At 73.9% G+C, this 23775-nt stretch carries 15 protein-coding genes; 8 read left to right on the top strand and 7 right to left on the bottom strand.

The features are described 5' to 3' along the window. The first annotated feature begins 12 nt into the window (after nt 1–12). Nucleotides 13–438 (top strand): hypothetical protein, encoded by a 426-nt coding sequence (locus AB0J72_RS07780; protein WP_363395803.1) that lies wholly within the window; start codon nt 13–15, stop codon nt 436–438. Nucleotides 439–441: 3 nt separating this feature from the next. Here AB0J72_RS07780 and AB0J72_RS07775 read toward each other — a convergent pair whose 3' ends face one another. Further along, a complete protein-coding gene (locus tag AB0J72_RS07775; RefSeq protein ID WP_363395800.1) occupies nt 442–1095 on the bottom strand; it encodes a hypothetical protein in 654 nt (217 codons plus the stop codon). A gap of 127 nt (nt 1096–1222) precedes the next feature. Here AB0J72_RS07775 and AB0J72_RS07770 point away from each other — a divergent pair, with 127 nt between their 5' ends. Further along, nucleotides 1223–2491 carry an MFS transporter gene (locus tag AB0J72_RS07770; protein WP_363395797.1) on the top strand — a complete coding sequence of 423 codons (1269 nt, stop codon included), beginning with the start codon at nt 1223–1225 and terminating at the stop codon, nt 2489–2491. A gap of 937 nt (nt 2492–3428) precedes the next feature. On the opposite strand, the gene AB0J72_RS07765 is transcribed toward AB0J72_RS07770, so the two are convergent. The 3 genes from AB0J72_RS07765 to AB0J72_RS07755 form a co-directional block, all read right to left on the bottom strand. After that, on the bottom strand, nt 3429–7880 hold the full coding sequence (locus AB0J72_RS07765; RefSeq protein ID WP_363395794.1) for an HAD-IC family P-type ATPase: 4452 nt from the start codon (nt 7878–7880) through the stop codon (nt 3429–3431). Nucleotides 7881–7884: 4 nt separating this feature from the next. Beyond that, nucleotides 7885–8319 carry a hypothetical protein gene (locus tag AB0J72_RS07760; RefSeq protein WP_363395791.1) on the bottom strand — a complete coding sequence of 145 codons (435 nt, stop codon included), beginning with the start codon at nt 8317–8319 and terminating at the stop codon, nt 7885–7887. 98 nt (nt 8320–8417) lie between these two features. Beyond that, nucleotides 8418–8972 (bottom strand): hypothetical protein, encoded by a 555-nt coding sequence (locus tag AB0J72_RS07755; protein ID WP_363395788.1) that lies wholly within the window; start codon nt 8970–8972, stop codon nt 8418–8420. 76 nt (nt 8973–9048) lie between these two features. Here AB0J72_RS07755 and AB0J72_RS07750 point away from each other — a divergent pair, with 76 nt between their 5' ends. Beyond that, nucleotides 9049–10662: a glycosyl hydrolase family 18 protein gene (locus tag AB0J72_RS07750; RefSeq protein ID WP_363395785.1), complete on the top strand. Its 1614-nt coding sequence runs from the start codon at nt 9049–9051 to the stop codon at nt 10660–10662. Nucleotides 10663–10694: 32 nt separating this feature from the next. Next, nucleotides 10695–11489, top strand: a complete 795-nt coding sequence (locus AB0J72_RS07745) for a serine hydrolase domain-containing protein (protein ID WP_363395782.1) — start codon at nt 10695–10697, stop codon at nt 11487–11489. Between the two features lie 119 nt (nt 11490–11608). Here the strand turns inward: AB0J72_RS07745 and AB0J72_RS07740 are convergent, their stop codons facing one another. Further along, the gene (locus AB0J72_RS07740; RefSeq protein WP_363395779.1) at nt 11609–13543 is read right to left on the bottom strand and encodes a S8 family serine peptidase; all 1935 of its coding nucleotides are present in this window, start codon (nt 13541–13543) and stop codon (nt 11609–11611) included. Between the two features lie 215 nt (nt 13544–13758). Here AB0J72_RS07740 and AB0J72_RS07735 point away from each other — a divergent pair, with 215 nt between their 5' ends. The 4 genes from AB0J72_RS07735 to AB0J72_RS07720 all read left to right on the top strand — a co-directional run bounded on the left by AB0J72_RS07735 (nt 13759) and on the right by AB0J72_RS07720 (nt 20759). Next, a complete protein-coding gene (locus tag AB0J72_RS07735; protein ID WP_363395777.1) occupies nt 13759–15117 on the top strand; it encodes an NAD(P)/FAD-dependent oxidoreductase in 1359 nt (452 codons plus the stop codon). Nucleotides 15118–15183: 66 nt separating this feature from the next. Continuing rightward, on the top strand, nt 15184–17454 hold the full coding sequence (locus AB0J72_RS07730) for an EAL domain-containing protein (RefSeq protein WP_363395774.1): 2271 nt from the start codon (nt 15184–15186) through the stop codon (nt 17452–17454). 4 nt (nt 17455–17458) lie between these two features. Continuing rightward, complete coding sequence (locus tag AB0J72_RS07725; RefSeq protein WP_363395771.1) at nt 17459–19495, top strand: prolyl oligopeptidase family serine peptidase; 2037 nt, start codon at nt 17459–17461, stop codon at nt 19493–19495. Between the two features lie 412 nt (nt 19496–19907). After that, nucleotides 19908–20759: an NAD(P)H-binding protein gene (locus AB0J72_RS07720; protein WP_363395768.1), complete on the top strand. Its 852-nt coding sequence runs from the start codon at nt 19908–19910 to the stop codon at nt 20757–20759. A gap of 304 nt (nt 20760–21063) precedes the next feature. On the opposite strand, the gene AB0J72_RS07715 is transcribed toward AB0J72_RS07720, so the two are convergent. Together AB0J72_RS07715 and AB0J72_RS07710 are read right to left on the bottom strand one after the other, a co-directional pair. Continuing rightward, nucleotides 21064–21543, bottom strand: coding sequence for a GNAT family N-acetyltransferase (locus AB0J72_RS07715; RefSeq protein ID WP_363395765.1), 480 nt, complete (start codon nt 21541–21543; stop codon nt 21064–21066). A 47-nt stretch (nt 21544–21590) separates the two neighbouring features. Then, nucleotides 21591–23759, bottom strand: a complete 2169-nt coding sequence (locus AB0J72_RS07710; protein ID WP_363395762.1) for an MMPL family transporter — start codon at nt 23757–23759, stop codon at nt 21591–21593. Nucleotides 23760–23775 lie beyond the last annotated feature (16 nt).

The raw sequence follows: 23775 nt of genomic DNA, 5'->3' as shown, positions 1-23775 counted from the left end.
TAGAACCAGCGGATGGGGTACTCCGTGCGGCCCACGGGCAGGCTGCAGCTGCCGGCCGCGGACGACGTCGCCGCCGCCACCGCGATCAGGGCCGCGCTGGCCGTGCGGGACGGCTGGTTCAGCGAGGCGATCTGTCCGGACGCGAACACGATCGCCGACCTCGCCTGGGTGGGCGCGGCGCAGATCGTGCGGGACGGGGACTGGATCGAGTTCGCCCGGGACGAGGAGGGCGACGCGAAGTGGTCGGAGCAGGCGACCGCGTTCTACGTGGAGCTGGCGCCGTTCGTCCGCGCCGGCACGGTCAGCTGCACCGGCGAGGACGGCTCCACCTGGGCATACGAGTACGGCGACGGCAGGATCACGCAGCAGGGCTGGAACGCCTGGGACTGCTCCCTGGAGCCGTTCGGCGAGCCCGTGTACCCGTGGCGCGAAACCTGACGCTCAGCCGTGGTCGCGGCGCAGCGTGAGCTGGAACGCCCTGGTCGGCGGCGCCGGCTCGGAGCCGTAGGACGCCAGCAGCGTGCACGACAGCGGCGCGTCCGGCGCGGTGATCCGGTGGGCGGTCACGTGCGCGGAGTCCCAGTGGACGCGGGGCACGTCGCCGCTGGGGCCGAAGCAGGCGTCGAGCTCCGCCCGGGTCAGGGTCGGCTCGACGAAGTGGATGACGACCGCGGACAGCCCCGCCCGGTCGAAGGACAGCTCCAGACGCGCGGTGCCGGGCGGGCTCGGCTGCACGAACAGCCGGCCGAGGTCGTCCTGCGTCGGCGCGGGCAGCCCGAGCAGCGCGGCGACCTCGGCGGGGTGCTCGGTGGTGACGCCGCAGATCCGCCGCGCCCACGTCCACAACAGGTCGGTGGTGATCGGCCGGGCGATCAGGTCCAGCAGGTGCGCCGGCGCCGGCGGGCGGCGCCACACGGTGGGCCAGTCGTCGAGGTCGACCATCTCGGATCCGTCGACGATGAGGGTGTACAGCGGCTCCGCCGGGAAGTCGTTGACCCGCACGGTGAGGCTGCGCCCGTCGATCTCGGCGTGGTAGGGGAACTCGCCGTCACCCGAGTGCTCCCACCGGATGGGTGTGGCGATCAGGTCGCTCATCGCGCGGGTCCTCAAGCAGCTGGGCAAAGCGGACCTGAACAGCGTATGGGGTGTCCGCAAGCCCACACTTGAGGGGCGTCACACCTGCCCCTGTTCAGGCGGCGACAGGGCTAACGTCAGTCCCGCTATGCGTCGTCATCTGATGTGGGTCATCGGGCTCACCGCGTACATCATCGCGGTCTTCCACCGCTCGTCGCTCGGGGTCGCCGGGGTCGCCGCAGCGGACCGGTTCGGGGTCGGCACGTCGCTGCTGGCGCTGCTGTCCGTGGCGCAGCTGGCCGTGTACGCGGGCATGCAGATCCCGGTCGGGGTGCTGCTGGACCGGTTCGGGTCGCGGCGCATGCTCGTCGGCGGCGGGCTGCTCATGGTCGCCGGGCAGCTGCTGTTCGCCTACGCGCACGACATCGGGCCGGCGGTCGCGGCCCGCGTGCTGATCGGCGTCGGCGACGCGATGACGTTCATCAGCGTCCTGCGGGTCGTCGCGCTGTGGTATCCGCCGCGCCGCAACCCGCTGATGGTGCAGCTCACCGGCATGGTCGGGCAGCTCGGTGCGCTGTCGTCGGCGGTGCCGCTGGTCGTGCTGCTGCGCGACGCGGGCTGGACCGCCACGTTCCTCGGCGCGGCCGCGCTCGGCGCCGCCGCGATCGCGCTCGTGGCCGTGAGTCTGCGGGACTCACCGGTACAGGAGCCGACGAAGCCAGCGGGGTCGGACCGGGCGCTGAAGGCGTCGTGGGAGCATCCGGGCACGCGGCTCGGGCTGTGGACGCACTTCGTGTCGTCGTTCTCCGGCAGCGTGTTCGCGCTGCTGTGGGGCTATCCGTTCCTGACGCAGGGGGAGGGCCTCGCCCCGGCGACTGCCGCGCTGCTGCTGTCGCTGCTGACCGTCGGCGGCATCGTGCTCGGCCCCGTCGTCGGGCACTTCTGCGGCCGGCTGCCCTACCACCGCTCGACCCTGGTCCTGGCGATCGTCGGGAGCTCGGCGCTCGCCTGGGCGGTCGTGCTGCTGTGGCCGGGCCGCGCCCCCGTCGCCGTGCTCATCGTCCTGGTCCTGGTGCTCGCGGTGAACGGCCCCGGCTCCATGATCGGCTTCGACTACGCCCGCTCGTTCAACCCGGCGGCCCGCATCGGCGGCGCGACCGGCATCGTCAACGTGGGCGGGTTCGTCGCCTCGATCCTGGTCATCGTCGCCATCGGCGTGCTGCTGGACGTGCAGACCCCGCCCGGCGCCGCCCACCCGTCGCTGCCGGCGTTCAAGTGGGCGTTCGCCGTCCAGTACGGGTTATGGGCGCTCGGCGCCGCCCAGGTCTGGCGCTACCGGCGCACCACCCGCCGCGCCATCCCGCCGGAGCACCTCGCCGCCATGCGCCGCGGCGACCCCCTCCCGGCCGTCGGCTGACGTCGCCGGTTCCCCAGGGGGCGGCGCCGTAGCCGTGCCGCATCCGGAACAGCATCGGCTCCGTCCCGGTCGCGGTCACGTGGGCGATCAGCTGGGCCCGCAGCGGCTCCGGGATCCCGGCCCGCAACGGCCGGGTCCACTCGAGGCAGGTGAACAGGTCCGCCGCGCCGTCGAGCTGGCCCGCCGACAGCGGAGCCGCCGCCAACGCGTCGAAGATCGCCCCGGTGGGCTCGGCGAGCAGGAGCCGCTGGGGCACGAGCTCGTACCAGAACGTGCCGCCGTCTTCGCGTGCCGGCACGCCGGCCCAGGTGACCAGCGCCCGGATCCGGTCCGTCAGGTCCGGGATCCGGCGCGCCAGCATGCCCGCCAGCCGCTCCTCGGCGTGGCGGTGCCGCCGGGTCACGGATTCGGCGAAGTGCTGCAGGCCGAGCGGCGCGGCCGCCACCCAGCGAACCCGCCGCGCCTCGCTGTCCGCCGCCGCACGGGCGGCCCTGAGCTGGGCGTCCCGTGGACCGGTCAGGCCGTGCTCCGCCGGCCATCCGATCAGCGCGGCGGCGTCGCGCAGCTCGGCGGCGCGGTCGCCGAGGCCGCTGAGCCGCGTCTGACCGTGCACGGTCCACCGGGCGAGCTCGCGACCGTCGGCGCCGGACACGACCATCGTGGGCCGGTCACCGCACCAGCAGTGCTCGCTGTCCCTGACGCCGCCGTCCACGACGCTCAGCACCCGCGCCGGCCCCGCGATGTCGCCGCCGGTGACCACGATCCTGGCGGCGTCGGCGTGGTCGGCCTCGTCGGGCCGGGCGTCGGCGATGAGCACCTGTGCGGCGTTGGCCGGGATCCCCCGCAGCCGTGCCGTGCTCGGCGCCTTGACCGTCCTGCTCACGCCGGCGAGCGTACTGACGGACCGGACAGCCGGCACCCGACTTTGTCGCGCGTCTCAGTGCGGGTGCGGGGCAAGCACGTGGGCGGGCAGCACGCGCCCGGCGAGTTCGGCCAGGCGCTCCGGGTGCAGCGCCTCCGTGAGCCGCGCCGTGAGCTCCGGCGGCAGGCGGCGCGCCAGCACGGGGGCCGCCGCGGAGGCGAGCATCGTGGCGGTCGCGGCGGTGGTGGCGATGCCCCAGCCGACCGGGCCCAGCGGGGTGCAGCCGAAGAACTGGCTCAGGCCGGGGGTCTGGACGACGCCGGCGAGCACGGCGGCGGAGCCCAGGCTCGCGACGAGGACGCCGGGGCTGGTCCACCCGACGAGCAGGGTCTGGCCGAGCTGCGTGCCGACCAGCGCGGCCAGCGCGACGGTGCGGGCCCGCACGCCGCGGCCGCTGAGGGTGGCGGCGGCGACCCACGCGCCGGTGGCGCCGGTGACGGTGGCCGCCGCGCGCAGTGCGATGTCGTGGGTCAGCGCGGCGCCGAGCGACGCCTCCGGGCCCTCGCGCAGCAGGACGCCGTTGGTGCCGGAGTCCGGCCGGCGCAGCGCGACCGCCAGGGCCGGCGCCAGGTCGGTGAGCAGGTTGACCAGCAGCAGCTGCCGGGCGTTGAGCGGCGAGGCGCCGGTGATCGCGGCGCCGAGGACGGTGAAGCCGATCTCCCCGAGGTTGCCGCCGACGAGGATGCCGAGCGCCTCCCGCACGGCCCGCCACATGGCGCGGCCTTCGACCAGCGCGGCGATGATGGTCTCCAGGCGGTCGTCGGTGACGACGAGGTCGGCGGCGGCCCGGGCGGCGGGCGTGCCGCGCTGGCCGAGCGCGATGCCGACGTCGGCGAGGCGGATGGCGGGGGCGTCGTTGGCGCCGTCGCCCGTCATCGCCACGACCCGCTGGTTGGCCTGGAACGCCTGCACCACGCGGACCTTGTGGGCCGGCGTGCCGCGGGCGACCACCGCGATGTTGGGCACCAGGTCACGCAGCGCGCGGTCGTCCAGGGCGTCGATGTCGGCGCCGGTGACGACCCGGTGCCCGTTGAGCAGGCCGAGCTCGCCGGCGATGGTCTCGGCGGTGGCGGGGTGGTCCCCGGTGATCATGACGATCTGCGCGCCGGCCGTGCGCAGCTCGTCCAGCGAGGCGCCGGCGGTCGCGCGCACCGGGTCGGCGAGGGCGAGGAAGCCGAGGAAGCACAGCCGGGCCACGGCGTCGTCGGTCAGGCCGGCCTCCGCAGGGCTGTGGGTCTCGGCCACGGCGAGGACGCGGAAACCCTGCCGGGTGAGCCGCTCCAGCTGCTGGCGGACGCGGCGGCGGCCGGCGCCGGAGAGCGGCCGCTCCTCGCGGGGGCCGGCACGCCAGGTGGTGCAGCGGGCCAGCACCAGCTCGGGCGCGCCCTTCACGGACAGCAGCCGGCCGGCGGTCGTCGTCGCGGCCGTGGCGTGGTACCCGCGGCTGGGCTCGAACGGCAGCGTCGTGCGCACCTGCCAGCCCGGCGCGCCGGCGGACTCGTCGACGCCCGCGTCCTCCGCGCCGCCGCGCACGGCGCGGTCGGTGAGGTGGGCCAGCGGCTGGCCGCCGGTGGGGGCGGGGGTGGCCCGCAGGCCGGCGGCGAGCACCGCCCGGTGCGCCGGGTCCAGGCCGTCCACCGGCCGGATCGTGGCGGCGTCGGCGACGGCCGCCAGCCGGATGTGGCCCTGGGTCAGGGTGCCGGTCTTGTCGAAGCACAGCACGTCCACCCGGCCCAGCGCCTCGATCGTCCGGGCGTTGCGGACCAGCGCGCCCTGGCGGGACAGCCGCCGGGCCGCGGCCAGCTGCGCGGCGCTGACCAGGAACGGCAGCCCCTCGGGGACGCTGGCCACGGCCAGTCCCACGCCGGCGCCGATGGTGTCGCGCACCGGGCGGCCGCGCAGCAGCCCGGCGGCCATGACGGCGGCGCCCGAGCCCAGCGCGATCGGCAGCGTGGTGTGGGTGATCTGCCCGAGCCGCGCCTCCACCCCGGTGGCCGGTGCCGCCTGGGCGGCGGTGGCCATGCTGCGGCCGGCCTCGGTCGCCGCCCCGGTGGCGACCACGACGCCGACGGCCCGGCCGGCCGTCACCGTCGAGCCCTCGTACACCATGCAGGTGCGGTCGGCGACGTCGGCGGCGAGGACCGGCGCGGTGCGCTTGGCCACCGGCATCGACTCGCCCGTCAGCGAGGACTCGTCCATCTCCAGGGCCTGCGCCTCGATGAGCCGGCAGTCGGCGGGCATGACGTCACCCGGCGCCAGCTGGATGACGTCGCCGGGCACCAGCTGGTCGGCGGGCAGGCGCACCGGCCGGCCGTCGCGGCGGACCGTGGCCATCACCGCCGAGCGGGCCAGCAGCTCCGCGACGGCACGGTCGGTCACCGTCTTCTGGACCGCGCCGACCACCGCGCCGATGGCGCTGGCGCCCAGCACGATGCCGGCGTCGACCAGGGAACCGATCGCCGCGGACAGGGCCGCGCCGCCGGCGAGGATCGGGGTCAGCGGGTTGGCCAGCTCCTCGGCGAAGGAGCGCATGAGGCTGGGCCTGGGCGGGCTGATCTGCGCGTCGGGCCGGTGCCGGCGCAGCGCCGTCCGGGCGGCCAGCCCGCCGCCGGTGGATTCGAGCAGCTGCAGGACCTTGCCGGCGGGCAGCGCATGCCATGCGGTGCTGGACACGGGCGGCGAGATGGGCCGGCGGGCGAGCTCAGCGGCGGCCCACACGCCCTGCACCACGGACAGGGCGGCGGCGCCGTTGACGGAGAGCAGGGCCCGGCGGGCCGCGCCCCGGGGTGCGCCGGTGATCGTGGTGATCGCGCCGATCGCGGATCCGGACTCGGCCAGGCGGACGCCGCGCCGGCCGACCCGCCGGGCGACGTCGATCGCGTCGATGAGCAGGGCGGCGGTCTCCAGGACGTCGCCGGCCAGCACGTGCGCGCCCCAGGGCGGCCGGGCGTCCGGCCCGTGCACCCCGATGCCGACGTCGGCGCCGGCCAGCGCGGCGGCCTGGTCGGAGACCAGCAGCACCACGTGGCCGTCGGCCTGCAGCTCACGGACGTTGCCGAGCAGGTGCTGGCGGCCGGGAACGTCGCCGGCGTCGATCCGCTCGGCCCCCGGGGGCCGGCCGCCGGCGAAGACCAGCCTGGTGCCGCTGCGCCGGGCCGCCGCAATGAGCGCGTCGGCGCTGGCGGCCGGTTGGGGCACGAGACCGACCAGCGCCTCGAGCCGGGTGCCGTGCGCGAGCCCGAGCACGTGCACGGCGCCGTCACGGTGCAGGCGCTGCCGGGTCCGGGCGCCGGTCCGGCCGCGCAGCCGCAGCTGGTCGACCGGTCCGAGCAGCCAGCCGCCCTGCTCCACCGGCTGGCCGGTCGCCTCGGCGCTGAACAGCCGGTGGGCCTGGAGCCGGACCTCGTCCGGGTCGGCCCCGGGCAGCGGATGCACGTCCTGGACCATGAGGCGGCCCGTGGTCAGGACGGCCGGGTCGAGGATCACCGTGTCGACGCGGTCGAGCAGGCGCAGGACGCCCGGGTCCATCACGTGCGCGCGGCGGCCGGCGAGCGTGCGGCCCAGCTGCGCGGCGAAGGACTCCCGCCCGGCCCCCGGGGCCTTGGGCAGGCCGGCCACCGCGATCGCGGCCGCCCGCCCGGCGCCGCCCGCGGCCAGCGCGACGCCGGCCGCCCCGGCCCCGACGGCGACGCTGCGCGGGGCGTAGTGCTCGACGATCCCGTCCGGCAGAGGGCAGGGCCGTTCGGTGACGACCGGGTCGGCGGCCGCCCGCTCAGGCGTGCGCAGCAGCGCCGGCTCGGCGCGCCAGGCGTCGCGCCGGGCCCGGGCCTCGGCCAGCTGACCGAAGCGCACGGCCGCGTCCACGCCCAGCCCGGAGACGCCGCCGACCAGGCCCTGCGCCGCGGCGTTGCTGAGCGCGAGCACGGAGTCGGCCCGGTCGCGGCCGAGCGCCCGTTCGAGGACGGCCCGCACCTTCGGCTGGGTGTCGACGAAGGGGATGAGGGAGGCGGCCTCGACGGCGCCGGGCACGTGCCGGGCGATGCGGCCGAAGGTGGCGACCACCAGGCCGGCGGCATCGGCGACCAGGGCCGTGGCGGCCCGCTCCAGGGCCGCGGGGTGATCCGGTGCCGGCGCACGGTCGGCCTGCCCGTCGTGGAGGCCGGGGTACCGCTCCCGCACCGCCCGCACCGCCGCGGTGAGCTGCGCGCGGGTGGGCGCGGGCCGGGTGACGCCCAGCACGACCCGCTGCAACGGAGCGTTGACCACCGCCCACGAGACGCCGGGCACCTGCCGCAGCGCGCTGCCCAGCGCCGTCCGGTATTCGGCCGCCTCCGGGCGGGCGACGCCCGGGGCGTCGACGGCGACGCGGTCGGTGGTCACCGGCTCGCCCGGGGACCGGCCGGCGACGGCACGGGCCGCCCCGGCCACCAGCCGGGACGGGGTCCGCACCAGGTCGAGCAGCGCCACCTGGCTAGACCTTTTCCAGCGCCTCGCCGAATTCGTGCACGACCTTGTTGCGCCGGTTCGTCGCCAGCGTGTGGCCGGCCGCTACGACCACGGCCACCGGCCATTCGATGGCGCCCAGCACGGCCAGGACGCCGATGCCGCCCAGGAAGGCGAGCTCGTCGGCCGGGGGCAGCTGGAGGGTGCCCAGTTTCGGCACGCTCAGGTGGGTGCTGTTGTGGTCGGTCACCTGGTGGGCGGCCGTCCGCATGGGGTGGGCGTTCGCGCCGTCGGTGCCGTGCGGCCGTGCCGTCACTTCGGCGTGACGCGTCCGCCGGGCACGGGGAGCGGCCTTGGTCTGCGTGGGCTCCGCCGTGGCGGCTTCAGCGCCCTTCGGCTTGGCCGTCGCATCGTCCTTGCGGGTCCGCCGGGTGCGGGGAGCGGCCTTGGTCTGCGTGGTCATGGCGACCTCCTTAGGCCGAGGTTCTGAGCAGGCAGCTACCCGCGCGGGTTGGAGGTAAACGGCAGATGAACAGCGCTTGACCGAGCGGGACCCGGTGGTCAGCCCGCCGGGTTCCAGGTGGCGAGGGTGGCAAGCCGGGCGACCGCCTGCTTCGCGGCCTTCGCGACCCGCTCGGGCTGCAGCTTCGGGGCGTCGTCCCACAGCTCGCCCCACAGGTTGTCGTACAGCTGGCGCAGGGCGCCGCCCGGCTCGCTCAGCTCGGTCAGCAGGGCGTCGTCGAACTGGCGGCCCAGGTCGCGGATGAGGTCGAGGCAGTCGACGAGCCCGCCGGCGCCCTCTCCGTCCTGCGGCGACCACTTCGCCAGGCGGTCCAGCCGGAACTCGTAGGCATCCGAGACGTCCGGGGTCGGGCCGCGCAGCCCCTTGCGGAGACCGGCCCAGCCGAAGGTCCGGGAGAGCACGTGCGCGGACCCGTCGCGGCGCACGTGGTCGCAGAGCCCGTCGGCGGTGTCGAACAGCGCGTACCGCGGCCCGACCGGGAGCAGGAAGTCGGTGCCGTCGTCCGCGTTGCCGCCCCACAGTGACCATCCGGAGCGTTTCGGCAGCACCACGACCGTCGGCCAGAGCATGTTGTCGTGGAACACGTTGTCCATGCCGATCATTTCACCACTGGACAGGAACAGTTAAGAAACCTAATAATGGCGACCACCGTCGATGGAGGACACCCCCATGAAGCGCAAGCGCATAGCGCTCATCCTCGGCGCCGCGACCCTGCTGGTGACCGGTTTGCTCGTCACGACCAACGCCTACGCCGCCAACCTGCTGACCAATCCCGGTTTCGAGAGCGGAAACCTGTCCGGGTGGTCCTGTACCGGCACCGGGTCCGGGGCCGTGACCAGCCCGGTCCACTCCGGGTCCTACGCGCTCAACGGCAACGCCACCGCGTCCGACACCGCCCAGTGCACGCAGACCGTCGCCGTCCAGCCGAACACCGCCTACACGCTCACCGGCTGGGTCCGCGGCTCCTACGTGTACCTCGGCATCACCGGCGGCGCGTCCACCTGGACCAGCGGCACCGCCTACAGCAAGCTCACCGTGCCGTTCACCACCGCCGCCGGCCAGACGTCGGTGCAGGTGTTCCTGCACGGCTGGTACGGCACCGGCGCGTACCAGGCCGACGACATCTCCCTCGACGGCCCCGGCGGGCAGCCGAGCCCGACGACCGCGTCACCCACGGCGAGCAAGAGCCCGAGCGCCAGCCCGTCGCCGTCGAAGTCCCCGTCCACGTCGCCGTCGCCGTCCACGTCCCAGCCGCCGGTCACCGGGCTGCCGAAGCACGCGCTCATCGGCTACCTGCACGCCAGCTTCGCCAACGGCTCCGGCTACGTGCGGATGGCCGACATCCCGGCCGCCTGGGACATCATCAACCTGTCGTTCGGCGAGCCGACCTCGGTGACGTCCGGCGACATCCGGTTCAACCGCTGCCCGGTCGCGGAATGCCCGAACGTCGAGTCCGACGCTGAGTTCCTCGCCGCGATCAAGGCGAAGCAGGCCCAGGGCAAGAAGGTCCTGATCTCCATCGGCGGCCAGAACGGCCAGGTGCAGCTCACCACCGCCGGCGCCCGCGACGCGTTCGTCAACTCGGTCAGCGCGATCATCGACCGGTGGGGCCTGGACGGCCTCGACATCGACTTCGAGGGCCACTCGCTCTACCTGAACGCCGGTGACGCCGACTTCCGCAACCCGACGACCCCGGTCGTGGTGAACCTGATCTCCGCGCTCAAGTCGCTGAAGGCGAAGTACGGCACGAAGTTCGTGCTGACGATGGCGCCGGAGACGTTCTTCGTGCAGCTCGGCTACCAGTTCTACGGCGGCACGACGCAGGGCGACAACCGGGCCGGGTCCTACCTGCCGGTCATCCACGCCGTGCGGGACTTCCTCACCGTGCTGCACGTCCAGGACTACAACTCCGGCCCGATCACCGGCCTGGACAACCAGTACCACCAGATGGGCGGCGCCGACTTCCACATCGCGATGACCGACATGATGAAGGCCGGCTTCCCGGTCGCGAACACCGGCCAGACGTTCCCGGGGCTGCGCGAGGACCAGATCGCCTTCGGCGTTCCGGCGGCGGTCAGCGCGGGCAACGGCTACGTCGCCCCCGCGGTCGTCCAGGCGGCCGTGAACTGCCTCGTCAAGGGCACCGGCTGCGGCGGGTACACCCTGCGCGGCGGCACCTCGCCCAACTTCCGCGGCCTGATGACCTGGTCGATCAACTGGGACCGGTACTACTCCTGGGAGTTCATGAACACCCAGGAGCCGTTCCTGAACGCCCTGCCGTAGCGCCCGGGCCGCGCTGCCGTAGGTTCGAGAGCGTGAGCGCACTTGATCTCGTCAGCACCTGGCCAGTCACCACCGCATCGGTCGCGGTCGTGGGTCCCGAAGGGATCCGCGACCGCACCGGTCCGGACGACCCCCTGCCGTGGGCGTCCGTCACGAAACTGCTGACGGCGCTCACGGTGCTCGTCGCGGTCGACAAGGGCGACGTCCTGCTCGACGAGCCCGCCGGCCCCGAGGGCGCCACGGTCCGGCACCTGCTGGCCCACACCTCCGGAGTCGCGTTCGACGACGACACGCAGGTCGCCGCGCCCGGCCGGAAGCGGATCTACTCCAACCGCGGGTTCGAGCTGCTCGCCGACTTCGTCCTGACCCGCACCGGCGGCACGTTCGCGGAGCTGCTCACCGAGTCCGTGCTGCGGCCGCTCGGGATGGGCGGCACCACCCTCGAAGGCTCACCCGCCGCCGGGGCCCGGGGGCCGCTGTCGGACCTGGCCCTGCTCGGCCAGGAGCTCCTGGACCCGTCGCTGGTCCCGGACCTGATGCCGGAGGCCGTCACCGTCCAGTTCCCGGGGGTCTCCGGTGTACTGCCGGGCTTCGGCCGTCAGGACCCGAACGACTGGGGGCTGGGCTTCGAGATCCGCGACGGCAAGTCGCCGCACTGGACGGGGTCGCGCAACTCGCCCGCCACGTTCGGTCACTTCGGCCGCTCCGGCACGTTCCTGTGGGTCGACCCGGTCGCCGGCCTCGCCTGCGCCTGCCTGACCGACCGCGACTTCGGCGAGTGGTCCGCCGAGGTGTGGCCCGTGCTGTCGGACGCCGTCCTCGGGTAGCGGCACTCGGTCAGCGGCACTCGGTCAGCGGCACTCGGTCAGCGGCACTCGGTCAGCGGCACTCGGTCAGCGGCACGAAGGGCGCCCCCGTGGGTGGGGGCGCCCTTCGTTTCGGGAGGTTACGACCAGCTGGACGTCGCCCAGTCGTCGGCGGACCAGTAGTGGCCGCTCCAGTAGTGCCCGGACCAGTAGTGGCCGGTCCAGTACTGCTCGGACCACTCCGGGTCGCTCCAGGAGCCGGTGCCGGTCCACGGCGAGCCCTGCCACGAGGCCGCGGCCCAGGTGCGCGACGTCGACGGCGGGACCCAGCGCTGGTTGTCCTGGTCACCGCAGTCCCAGATCTGCAGCTGGGTGCCGTTCGCGGAGTTCCACTCGGTCACGTCGAGGCACTTGCTCGCGTTGACGTTCACCAGCTGGCGGGCGGTGTTGACCCGCCACTGCTGGGCCGGCGTGCCGTTGCAGTCGTAGAGCTGGACCTTCGTGCCGTTGACGGTGCCGGCGCCCGTGACGTCCAGGCACTTGCCGAGCGCCTGCGCGCTGCCGTCCGCGGCCAGGACCCAGTACTGCGCCGGCGTGTTGTTGCAGTCGTACAGCTGGACCGGCGTGCCGTTGATGCTCTGCCGGTTCTGCACGTCGATGCACTTGCCCGCGTAGCCGGTGACCTGGCCGGTCCCGCCCGTGCCGCCCGCACCCGTCCAGGTGTCGCCGGCCATGCGGTACCCCATCCACATGCCGCCGTTCCAGGACGTCTTCTGCGCGGCGAGGTTGGCCCACGCGGTGCCGTTGAACGGGCCGAAGATCGACTGCTCGCCCTTGAGCTCGATGTTGTTGAACGACAGGTGGTTGCCGCCCCGGGTGGTCTCCAGCGAACCGGTGCCGGTGCCCTTGGTGAGGCTCTGCGTGGCCGACGGGGTGGCCGCGGCGACCGCGGCGGAGACGTTGAGCTCCTTCAGGCCCTTGGCCGCGGCGGTGCCGGTCGTCAGCGTCGTCGCGGTGGACGTCAGCAGCTTCTTCACCTGGTCGGGGGTCAGCGACGGCCGCTGCTGCAGCAGCAGCGCCACGGCGGAGGCGGTGACGGCCGCGGCCTGCGACGTGCCGCTGCCCTTGAAGCCCGTGTCGCCGACCCGCGCCGACGCGTACTGCTGGTCGATGTTGGAGCCCGGGTCGCGCAGGGAGACGATCGACGTGCCCGGCGCCAGGATGTCGACCTTGCGGGTCGCGTTGGAGTTGTTGGTGTACGTCGCGAGGTCGTCGTCGGTCGTCGCGATGGTGTTGTTCGTGGTCGACGCGCCGACGGCGAGCACGAACGGGTCCATCGCCGGGTTCGTGAGCGCGGTGGTGGTGTTGCCGTCGTTGCCGGCGGCGACGACGACCACGATGCCGGCCTGCCAGGCCTGCTCGACGGCGTACATCAGCGGGTCCACGGTCGAGGCCGACATCCCGCTGGTGCCGTAGCTGAGGTTCAGCACCCGGATCGGGCTCGCCGGGTCGTGGTTGCGGTTCTGCACCACCCAGTCGATCGCGGCGATCATCTGCGACACGTCGTTGGCGCCGGTCGCGGTGCCGACCTTGACGGAGGTCACCTTCGCCTTCGGGGCCAGGCCGATCGTGCCGGACGCCGCGTCGTTGCCGACCATGATTCCGGCCATGTGCGTGCCGTGGCCGAACGTGTCCAGGTAGCGCAGCTGGCCCGACTGCGACTCGAACGACAGGTCCGGGCCGTTGACGACCTGCGCCGCCGGCAGCCCGGCGACCGGGGCGACCCCCGTGTCGATCAGCGCGATGCCGACCCCCTGGCCGGTCAGCGACGCCGCGGCGCCGCTGTCGGCCTTGATGATCGACCGCACGCTCTTGACCGTGGTGCCCGCGCCGGCCGGCCACTCGTCGGCCGACCAGCCACCGCCCAACCGGCTCGCGCCGGTCGGCTCCGGGCTGGTCACGGCGGCGGCGGGACCGCCGACCCCGAGCAGCCCCAACGACGTCGCGACGGCCACCAGCCCCGACGCGCCAGCGCGCAGTCGACGGCGGCCCGTCATCGGCTTCATCATCTGCATCTCCCCATCCATGGAGCACGAACGCACTCACTCCATGCGTTCGAGTCACCACGATGAGGTGCCATACACCGAAAGTCACTGGCCCATCACCAGAATGCGCCGATCGCCCGACAGGCTTTCTGACCTGCTGTCATCCCCCTCGGCGCGGCACGCTCCGGTCACCCGACACGGCTTTGTAAGGGTTCCGGCGGGCGATGCGCCCTAGGGTGAGGACCATGGCGGAAACCGTGGACGTGATCGTGGTCGGGCTCGGAGTCGGCGGCGAGGAGGTCGCCGGCCGGCTCGCCGAGGCGGGACTGACCGTGGTGGGGATCGAGGGGCGGCTCGTCGGCGGCGAGTGCCCGTACTGGGGCTGCGTGCCGAGCAAGATGATGATCCGGGCCGGCAACGCGCTCGCCGAGGCCCGCCGCGTGCCCGGCCTGGCCGGCACGTCGGAGGTGCACGCGGACTGGGCGCCGGTCGCCCGCCGGATCCGCGAGGAGGCCACCGACTCGTGGGACGACAAGGTCGCCGTCGACCGCCTGGTCGGCAAGGGCGTCACCTTCGTCCGCGGCTGGGCGTCCGTGACGGGTCCGGACGAGGTCTCGGTCGGCGACCGGGGGTTCCAGGCGACCCGCGGCATCGTGATCGGCACCGGGACCGAGCCGGCGATCCCGCCGATCGACGGCCTCGCCGGCACCCCGCTGTGGACCAACCGCGAGGCGATCGAGGCCGCCACGCTGCCCGCGTCGCTGATCGTGCTGGGCGGCGGCGCGATCGGCGTCGAGCTCGCCCAGGTCTTCGCCCGCTTCGGCGTGACGGTCACCGTCGTCGAGGCCGCCGACCGCCTCCTCGCCCTTGAGGAGCCGGAGTCCTCCGACCTCGCCCGCGACGCGCTCACCCGCGACGGCGTCACCGTCCACGTCGGCGCGAAGGCGTCGTCGGTACGCCACGACGACACCGGATTCACGGTGACCCTCGGCGACGGCTCCGCGGTCACCGCGGCGAAGCTCCTCGTCGCGACCGGCCGGAAGGTCGACCTGTCCAGGCTCGGCGTCGACAAGCTCGGCCTCGACCCCACCGCCCGCGCCGTCACCGTCGACGACCGGATGCGCGCCGCCGACCGGGTCTGGGCCGTCGGCGACGTCACCGGCCATGGCGCGTTCACCCACATGGCGATGTACCAGGCCGGCATCGCCGTGCGCGACATCCTCGGCGAGGACGGCCCGCCCGCCGACTACCGCGCGGCGCCGCGGGTCACGTTCACCGACCCGGAGATCGGCGCCGTCGGCCTCACCGCCGCCCAGGCCCGCGCCGCCGGACTGCGCGTCAGGGTCGGCACCGGCCAGGTCCCGTCGTCGTCCCGCGGCTGGATCCACAAGCTCGGCAACGAGGGCTTCATCAAGCTCGTCGAGGACGCCGACCGCGGGGTCCTCGTCGGCGCCACCTCCGCCGGCCCGGTCGGCGGCGAGGTCCTGTCCGCCCTCGCGGTCGCCGTCCACGCCCAGGTCCCGGTCGACACCCTCCGCCACATGATCTACGCCTACCCGACCTTCCACCGCGGCATTGAGGACGCCCTGCGCGACCTGCACTGATTCCCTCAACCGGCAGTCGCGGCGGCCGATAGGACGCGCACCACGACTTGGCTGGAGGGGGCACGGGTGAGCCTTCGCCGCGACCGGCTCTGGCTGGTGTTCCTCGGCCTCGGCCTGCTGTGCACCACCCTGTTCGCCGCCGGGGTCGCACCCGACCTCGCCTCCGCGGTCATCGGCGTGGCGTGCGTCCTGGCGTGGGGGCTCGGCCCCCGGCTGCACGACGTGCGCCCCCGGCGGCCGTGGCGGATGATGACGGCCGCCGCGGTGTTCTTCATCAGCGGGATCCTCCTGCGGTCGATGCTGGTCGAGCAGCCGGCCCCGGTCGCGCAGATCGGCGACGCGTTCACCGTCTGCGGGTTCGGGTTCTTCATCGCGGCCCTCGTCACGTTCCTCAACCGGTGGGGCATGGACCGGCGGGCGCTGCTCGACGGGCTCATCGTGTGCATCGCCGCGGCGCTCACCTCGACGCTGCTGTTCGTCGTGCCCGCCGCGACGATCCCGGGCCGGCCGCTCGTCGTGACCCTGATCGCCGGGCTGTACCCGCTGCTGGACACCGTCACCGTGCTGCTCGTCACCAACCTGGCGTTCACCACGGCCGTGCGCCAGCCGGCATTCGTCCTGCTCGGCGGCATGATGGTGCTGATGTTCTGCGGCGACCTCGGCTTCGCGATCATCGGCCGGCACGGCGAGGTCACCGGGCCGCCGCTGATGGACCTGCCGTTCCTGCTCGCGTTCACGCTCGGCGGCGCCGCCGCGCTGCACCCGACCGCGAGGGCCCTCGCCCGGGCGACGCCGCTGCCGATCCAGGCGTGGTCGCTGCCGAGGATGCTGGTCATCGGGCCGGCGGTGGCGGCGCCGTTCATCCTCACCGTCACCCTCGGCGCCGACACCACGGCGCTGCGCTGGGCGCTCGGCCTCGGCGGCGCCGCGATCGTCGCGCTGCTGCTGGTGCGGGCGGCCGACGCGGTGCACAGTCACGCCGCCGCGCAGCGCAGCTTCGAGCACCAGGCGACCCACGACGCGCTCACCGGCCTGCCCAACCGGCGGATGCTCACCCTCATGGTCGAGCGGCTGCTCAGCGAGGAGCGGCCGGAGCGCGGCGCCGGCGTGTGGATGTTCTACCTCGACCTCGACGGGTTCAAGCTGGTCAACGACTCGTGGGGGCACCCGGCCGGGGACCGGCTCATCGTCGACGTCGGCACCCGGCTGCGGCTGGCGCTGCCGGCGGCGGCGACGATCGCGCGGGTCGGCGGCGACGAGTTCGTCGTCGTGCAGCGCTGCACCGAGCCGGAGGCGATGGCCAACGCCCGGCGGATCATGGAGTGCGTGGAGCGGCCGCTCGTCGTGGTGACCGCCGACGGCGGCGCCGCGGACGTCGTCATCGGCGCGTCGATGGGGATCGTGCAGTCCACCAGGGGCTCGGACCAGGCTGACACGCTCATGCGGGACGCCGACACCGCCATGTACCGGGCGAAGGCGGCCGGCCGCAACCGGTGGACCGTGTTCGACGCCTCGATGCGCGACGCGGTCCGGGAGCGGGTCGAGATCGAGGTCGCGCTGCGCGCCGCCGTGGCCCAGGAGCAGCTCAGCATCGCCTACCAGCCGATCATCGCGATGGACACCGACCGGCCCGCCGGCGCCGAGGCGCTGTGCCGCTGGCAGCACCCGGTCCGCGGCTGGATCGGGCCGAACATGTTCATCGCCGTCGCCGAGGACTCCAACCTGATCTCCGCGCTCGGCGCGTGGGTGCTGCGCGAGTCCGTGCGGCAGCTCGCCGCCTGGCGCGCCGACGGCGTCGTCGACGACGACTTCTGGATGTCGGTGAACGTGTCGCCGCGGCAGCTCGGCGACCTGGCGTTCGCGGAGCGCCTCGGCGCCACCCTGCGCCAGGCGAGGGTGCCCGCCGCCAACCTCGTCCTGGAGATCACCGAGTCGGTCATGGTCGAGGGCAGCGACCTCACCGAACGGGTCCTCGTCGAGCTGCGGGCCTTGGGTGTACGGATCTCCGTCGACGACTTCGGCACCGGTTTCTCCGCGCTCGGCTACCTGCGCCGCCACCCCGTCACCGGGGTGAAGATCGACCGGTCGTTCGTCAACGGGCTCGGCACCAGCGCGGAGGACGAGGAGATCGTCCGGGCGGTCGTGGCGATGAGCAGCGCCCTGCACCTCGCCGTCGTCGCCGAGGGCGTCGAGACCCGGGCCCAGCGCGAGGTCCTCGTCGCGCTCGGAGTGCCGCTGGCGCAGGGCTGGCTGTGGGGCAAGGCGGTCGACCCCGCCACGTTCGCCGCCACGTGGGCGGTCCGCGTGGCGACGACCGGCGCCGTTCGGTCAAACTGAACCGATGACCGAGACGATCACCGCTGAGGACGCCCACCTCTGGCTGGAGGAGGTCGACGGCGCCGAGGCGATGGCCTGGGTCCGGGACCGCAACGCCGAGACCGTCGCCGCCCTGACCGGCGGGGCGCGCTTCGCGGAGCTGCGCGACGAGATCCGCACCGTCCTGGACGCCGACGACCGGATCCCGATGATCGCCTGGCACGGCGAACGGGTCTACAACCTGTGGAAGGACGCCGACCACCCGCGTGGCCTGTGGCGGCGCACCACCCTCGAGGACTACCGGGCCGGCGAACCCGCCTGGGAGACCGTCCTGGACCTCGACGCCCTCGCCGCCGCCGAGGACGAGAACTGGGTGTGGCAGGGGGTCACGTACCTGCGCCGCGGCCCCCTCGCCGGTGACCATCGCGCCCTGGTGTCCCTGTCGCGCGGCGGCGCCGACGCCGCGGTCGTGCGCGAGTTCGACCTGGACCAGCTGCGGTTCGTCCCCGACGGCTTCACCCTTCCGGAGGCGAAGAGCGACGTCAGCTGGATCACGATCGACGAGATCTTCGTCGGTACCGACACCGGCCCGGACTCGATGACGGCCTCCGGCTACCCGCGGCAGGTGCGGCGGTGGCGCCGCGGCACGCCCGTCGCGGCGGCCCCCGTCGTGTTCGAGGGCGCCGCCGAGGACGTGTCGGTCCGCGCGTCCAGCGACCCGACCGCCGCCACCGAACGCGCCGTGATCCGCCGCTCGCTGGACTTCTTCCACGCCGAGCGGCACCTGCTCGTCGACGGCACCCTCACCAAGCTCGACGTGCCCGACGACGCCGGCGTCGACCTGCACCGCGACTGGCTGCTCATCCGGGTCCGCACCGACTGGGAGGTCGGCGGCGTCACCCACCCGGCCGGGTCGCTGCTCATCGTCGACCTCGCCGCGTTCCTCGCCGGCGACCGGGACCTCACGACCCTGTTCACGCCCGACCCGCACACCTCGCTGTCGTACAGCGACTGGACCCGCGACGGGCTCATTCTGGTGCTGCTCTCCGACGTGCAGAGCCGCCTCGAGGCCGTCCGCTACGTCGACGGCGCGTGGCAGCGCACCGTCCTCGGCGGCGCCGAGCTCGGCCAGACCGACGTCTGGGACACCAACGCCGACGCCGACGAGCAGTACCTGCTGCTGTCCAGCGGCTTCGCGCTGCCGCCGACCCTGCGCCACGGCGTCCTCGGCGGCGACCCGCCGACCGTCCTCAAGCAGGGCCCGTCGTACTTCCCCGCCGACCGGATCACCACCCGGCAGTTCTTCGCCACGTCCGCCGACGGCACCCAGATCCCGTACTTCGTCGTCGGCGACCCGTCCGCCGGCCCCGGCCCGACGCTGATGAGCGGCTACGGCGGCTTCGAGGTGTCCCGGGTCCCCTCCTACAGCGCGATCATCGGCCGCGGCTGGCTCGCCCGCGGCGGCACCTACGTGGTGGCCAACATCCGCGGCGGCGGCGAGTACGGCCCGCAGTGGCACCGCTCAGCGCTGCGGGAGAAGCGCCCGCGCGCCTACGAGGACTTCTCCGCCGTCGCCGCCGACCTCGTCGAGCGCGGCATCACCACCCGCGCCCAGCTCGGCATCGAGGGCGGCTCCAACGGCGGCCTCCTCATGGGCGTCATGCTGACCCGCTACCCCGACCTCTTCGGCGCGATCGTGTGCGCGGTCCCGCTGCTGGACATGCGCCGCTACCACCTGCTGCTGGCGGGCGCCTCGTGGATGGCCGAGTACGGCGACCCCGACGACGCCTCGGACTGGGAGTACCTGCGGCTGTTCTCGCCCTACCAGAACGTCCGCCAGGGCGTCCCGTACCCGCCGACCCTGATCACCACCTCGACCCGCGACGACCGCGTCCACCCCGGCCACGCCCGGAAGATGGTCGCCCGCCTCACCGACCACGCCCACGACGTCCACTACTACGAGAACATCGAAGGCGGCCACGGCGGCGCCGCCGACAACGCGCAGATGGCCTTCAAGTGGGCCCTCGCCTTCGAGTTCCTCTGGCGCACCCTCGCCCCGTAGTCCCTGCTCGTACCCGGATGGGGCCGTCTCGTGGAGGCGACCCCATCCGCGCAGGCCGGGTTCACGTGCCACGCAGCAGCGCCGCGAGACGCTCGATCTCCTGCGCGCTGACGTCGGCGTCCAGGTAGTTGCACGCACCGTCGCGGACCAGGACGTAGTTGACGCAGCTTCCCACCGCCGCACCGTAGCGGAATTCGGTTCGTGTGAAGGGTGGGGTGTCGGTAGGGTGGGGCGCTGATCGGAGAGGACGTGGTCGCGGGAGAACGACACGACGGAGACGGGGCCCTGGTCGGGGAGCTGACCGAGGGTCGGGGTCTGTACCTCGCCGCACCCTGCGCGGGTGGCGGCGGCCGCTCCCTTGTTCGTTCGTGCCCGGCGCCGGAGTGCGCCGCGATCACCCTTGGAAACAGTCATGATTCTCGTCACCGGTGCCACGGGCACGATCGGTTCTGAGCTTGTTCCCCTGCTCGCGCGGCGGCATGCCGTGCGGGCCATGACCCGGCGGCCGGCGCGGCCCGGGGAGGTCTACGGCGACCTCGACCGGCCCGAGACGCTGCCCGCGGTGCTCGACGGGGTGGGCGCGGTGTTCGTGCTCGTCCCCGGCTACGACGACCGGGGGCCGGCGCAGGAGCTGGCGCTCGTGGCCGCCGCGCGGGACGCCGGGGTGCGGCACCTCGTCAAGCTGTCGACCAGCGGCGTCGCGTTCGGGGCCGGCGACGCGATCTCCGCGGGGCACCGCGCCGGGGAGGACGTCGTCCGCGGGTCGGGCATCCCGTGGACGGTGCTGCGGCCGGGGACGTTCATGACGTACCTGGAGCAGTACGCGCACGGGATCGCCCGCGAGCGAACCATGACGGTCACCGAGACCGACCCGGTGTCGGCGATGGTGCACCCGCTCGACGTGGCCGCCGTCGCCGCGACCGTCCTCACCCGGCCCGGGCACGTCGGGCGGGAGTACACGATCACCGGCCCCGAGGCGCTGTCGCCCCGGCGGCAGGCGGAGATCGTCGGCGAGGTGATCGGCGAACCGGTGCGGCCCGCCGTGCGTACCGTCGAGGAGACCAGGAACGTGTTCGAGCGCCGCGGCTGGGGTGGGCCCCGGCTGGAGGCGCTGCTGGAGCTCAAACGGCAGTCGGGGGCGTGGGACCACACGGTGACCGACACGGTGCCGCGGGTGGTCGGGCGGCCGGCGTTGACCCTGCGGGACTGGGTGGAGGAGCACGCCGAAGCGTTCAGTGGCGGCGGCGGTACCGCTCGTCCCTGACCAGCACGTCCATGTCGAGGTCGGTGAGGCCGAGCAGGAGGGCCTCGCCGTACCGGCGGACGTCGCGGAGATGTGGCACGTCGGCGGTGGCGCCGGTGACGGCGTCGCCGAGCTGGAACAGGGCGCGCGGCGACCCGGCACCACGCGCCGAACAGGACCAGCGCGGCCCGGGACCCGGTGAGCCGCCCGTCGCCGTGCCGGGCGAGCGGGGAGCGGACCGTGAGCGCCACGGGGGAGCGGGGCCGCAGCACCCGGCAGGAAGGAGCGTGGTGGACGACGGCGCGCAGCCGCGCGGGGCCGTGGGTCACGAGGGCAGGTCGAGGCGGTACCGCTGCTCGATTCGCCCGTTGCGCGGGTGCGGGGCGGGATCGCCGAGGGGTTGCCAGCCGAGGCGCTCGTACAGCCGGATCGCCCGCGGGTTGTCGACGTAGACGTCCAGCTCGGCGTCGGCGAACCCGGCGGCGGCGAGCAGCGGCGGCAGCGCCGTCATGAGCTGCCGGCCGACGCCCGCGCCCCAGCCGTCGGGGCGCACCCCGAGGTAGCGGACGGCGGCGGTCCGTTCGGTGTGGGGTGCGATGAGCGAAAAGCCGACGACGCGCTCGCCCAGGGCGACGACCAGCATCGTCCTGGGCGAGCTCGACAGCACCGTCTGCAACGGCACCCTGGCCAGCTCCAGCGGCGCGACCTCGGTGCCGTCGCGGGCGGCGGTGCCTTCGGCCCACACCTGCGCCGCGTCGTCGAGGTAGCGGCCCCGGTCGTCGAGCTCGATGCTCACCTGAGTCATCGGGCCAGTCTGCCGAGGCCGCCGTGCCACCGCGACCGGTTAAGGGCTCAGACGCGGACCGGCTCCGGGTCCGGGGTGGCGGCGAGGTGCTCGCGGAGCTTCTCGCCCTCGATGTCGACGTTCGGCAGGATCTTCGACAGCCAGCCCGGCAGCCACCACGCCGACCGGCCGAGCAGCGACACGACCGCCGGGACGATGGTCATGCGCACCACGAACGCGTCGATGGCGACGCCGATCGCGAGGGCGAAGCCCATCGACTTGATGACGGGGTCGTCGAGCAGGATGAAGCCGGCGAAGACCGACGTCATGATGAGCGCCGCCGCGGTCACGACGCGGGCGCCGTGGCCCATGCCGCTGATCGTCGCCTCCTGCGGGCCGGCGCCGTGCACGTAGTCCTCCCGCATCCGGGACACGAGGAACACCTCGTAGTCCATGGCGAGGCCGAACAGGATGCCGATGAGCAGGATCGGCAGGAAGCTGACCAGCGGTCCGGGCGTGTCGAGGCCGACGAGCGAGGCCAGGTGCCCCTTCTGGAAGACCAGGACGGTGACGCCGAACGTGGCGCCGACGGTGAGCAGGAACCCGGCGGCGGCCTTCAGCGGCACGAGGATCGACCGGAACACGAGCATCAGCAGCAGCACGGACAGCCCGACGACCAGCGACAGGTAGCGCGGCATCGCGTCGGACAGCTTCTCCGACACGTCGATGCCGACGGCGGTCTGGCCGGTCAGGGCGATGTCGGCGCCCTGGACCTGCTTGACGCGGGCCCGGACGTCGTGGACGAGGGTCTCGGTCGCCTCGTCGGTGGGGCCGGTCTTCGGGATGACGGCCAGGAGCGCGGTCTTGCCGTCGCGGCTGAAGTTGGGCGGGGTCGCGGCGAGGAGGTTCGGGGTGCCCTGCAGGACGCCGAGCGCCTCCTGCGCCTTCGCCTTCGTGGTGTCGGCGGAGCCGGTCGACACGACCAGCGCGAGGCGGCCGTTGAACCCGGGGCCGAAGCCCTCCTCGATGAGGTCGGCGGCCTTGCGGGCGGGGGAGTCGGTGGGCCCGGCGCTGGCGCCGGGCAGCGCGATGCGCATGTCCGCCGACGGGATCGCCAGGGCGCCGAGCCCGAGGACGCCGATGATGAGCACGGGGATGCGGAAGCGGGTGATCGCCCGCGCCCACCGGAACCCGAGGGCGTCGGTGTGGTCGGCGAGGTCCGGCCCGGCCTTGCGCAGCCGCCGCGGCAGGATGCGGGTGCCGGCGAAGCCGAGCAGCGCCGGCTGCAGGGTGATGGCGACGAGCACCGCGACGGCGACGGTACCGGCCGCGGCCAGACCCATGACGGTCAGGAACGGGATGTTGACCACGGCGAGGCCCGCGAGGGCGATGACGACGGTGGCGCCGGCGAACACGACCGCGGATCCGGCGGTGCCGACCGCGCGCCCGGCGGCCTCCTCGGGCGCGATGCCCTCGACGAGGTGCTGCCGGTGCCGGGAGGTGATGAACAGCGAGTAGTCGATGCCGACCGCCAGGCCCAGCATCAGGGCGAGGACCGGCGCGGTGCTGGTGAGCTGGATGGCGCCGCTGAGCGCGTACAGCCCGGCCATGCCGGCGCCGACGCCGATGAGCGCGTTGAGCATCGTCATGCCGGCCGCGACCAGCGCGCCGAACGTCACGACCAGCACGACGAGGGCGATGACGACGCCGATGCCCTCGGTGCCGCCGACCTCCGGCTCGCTGTTCATGACCTCGCCGCCGTGCTCGACCCGCAGCCCTGCCTGCTCCGCCGCGGCGCCGCTCGCCTCGTACGCGGTGCGCTGCTCGTCGGTGACCTTGTCGGCCCGCTCGGCGAACTGGACGGTGACCAGCGCGTAGTCGCCCTGCGGCGACACGGCGCCGGTCTGGAACGGGTCGAGCGCGCCGATGACGCCGGGCAGCTTCGACGCCTCGGCGACGAGCCCCTGCACCGCGTCCTTGGACGCCTGCAGGTTCTGCCCCTTCGGTGCGCCGATCACGATGGTGCCGGTCGCGCCGCTGGCCTCCGGGAACTGCGACTTCAGCGCGTCGATCGCCCGCTGCGACTCGGTGCCCGGCATGGTGAAGTCGCTCGAGGTGGCGCCGCGGAACGCGGCCGCCGCACCACCGAGCCCGCCGAGGATGACCACCCAGATGATCAGGACGAGCCAGCGGTGCCGGAACGATGCCCGCCCCAGCCGGTAGAGCACGGTTGCCATGTCGGTCGTCTTCCTG

The organism is Dactylosporangium sp. NPDC049742, assembly GCF_040674675.1.
GTDB classification, from domain to species: Bacteria; Actinomycetota; Actinomycetes; order Mycobacteriales; family Micromonosporaceae; genus Dactylosporangium; species Dactylosporangium maewongense.
The sequence above is the reverse complement of the archived record's forward strand: the minus strand, read 5'-3'. Positions and strand labels throughout refer to the sequence as shown.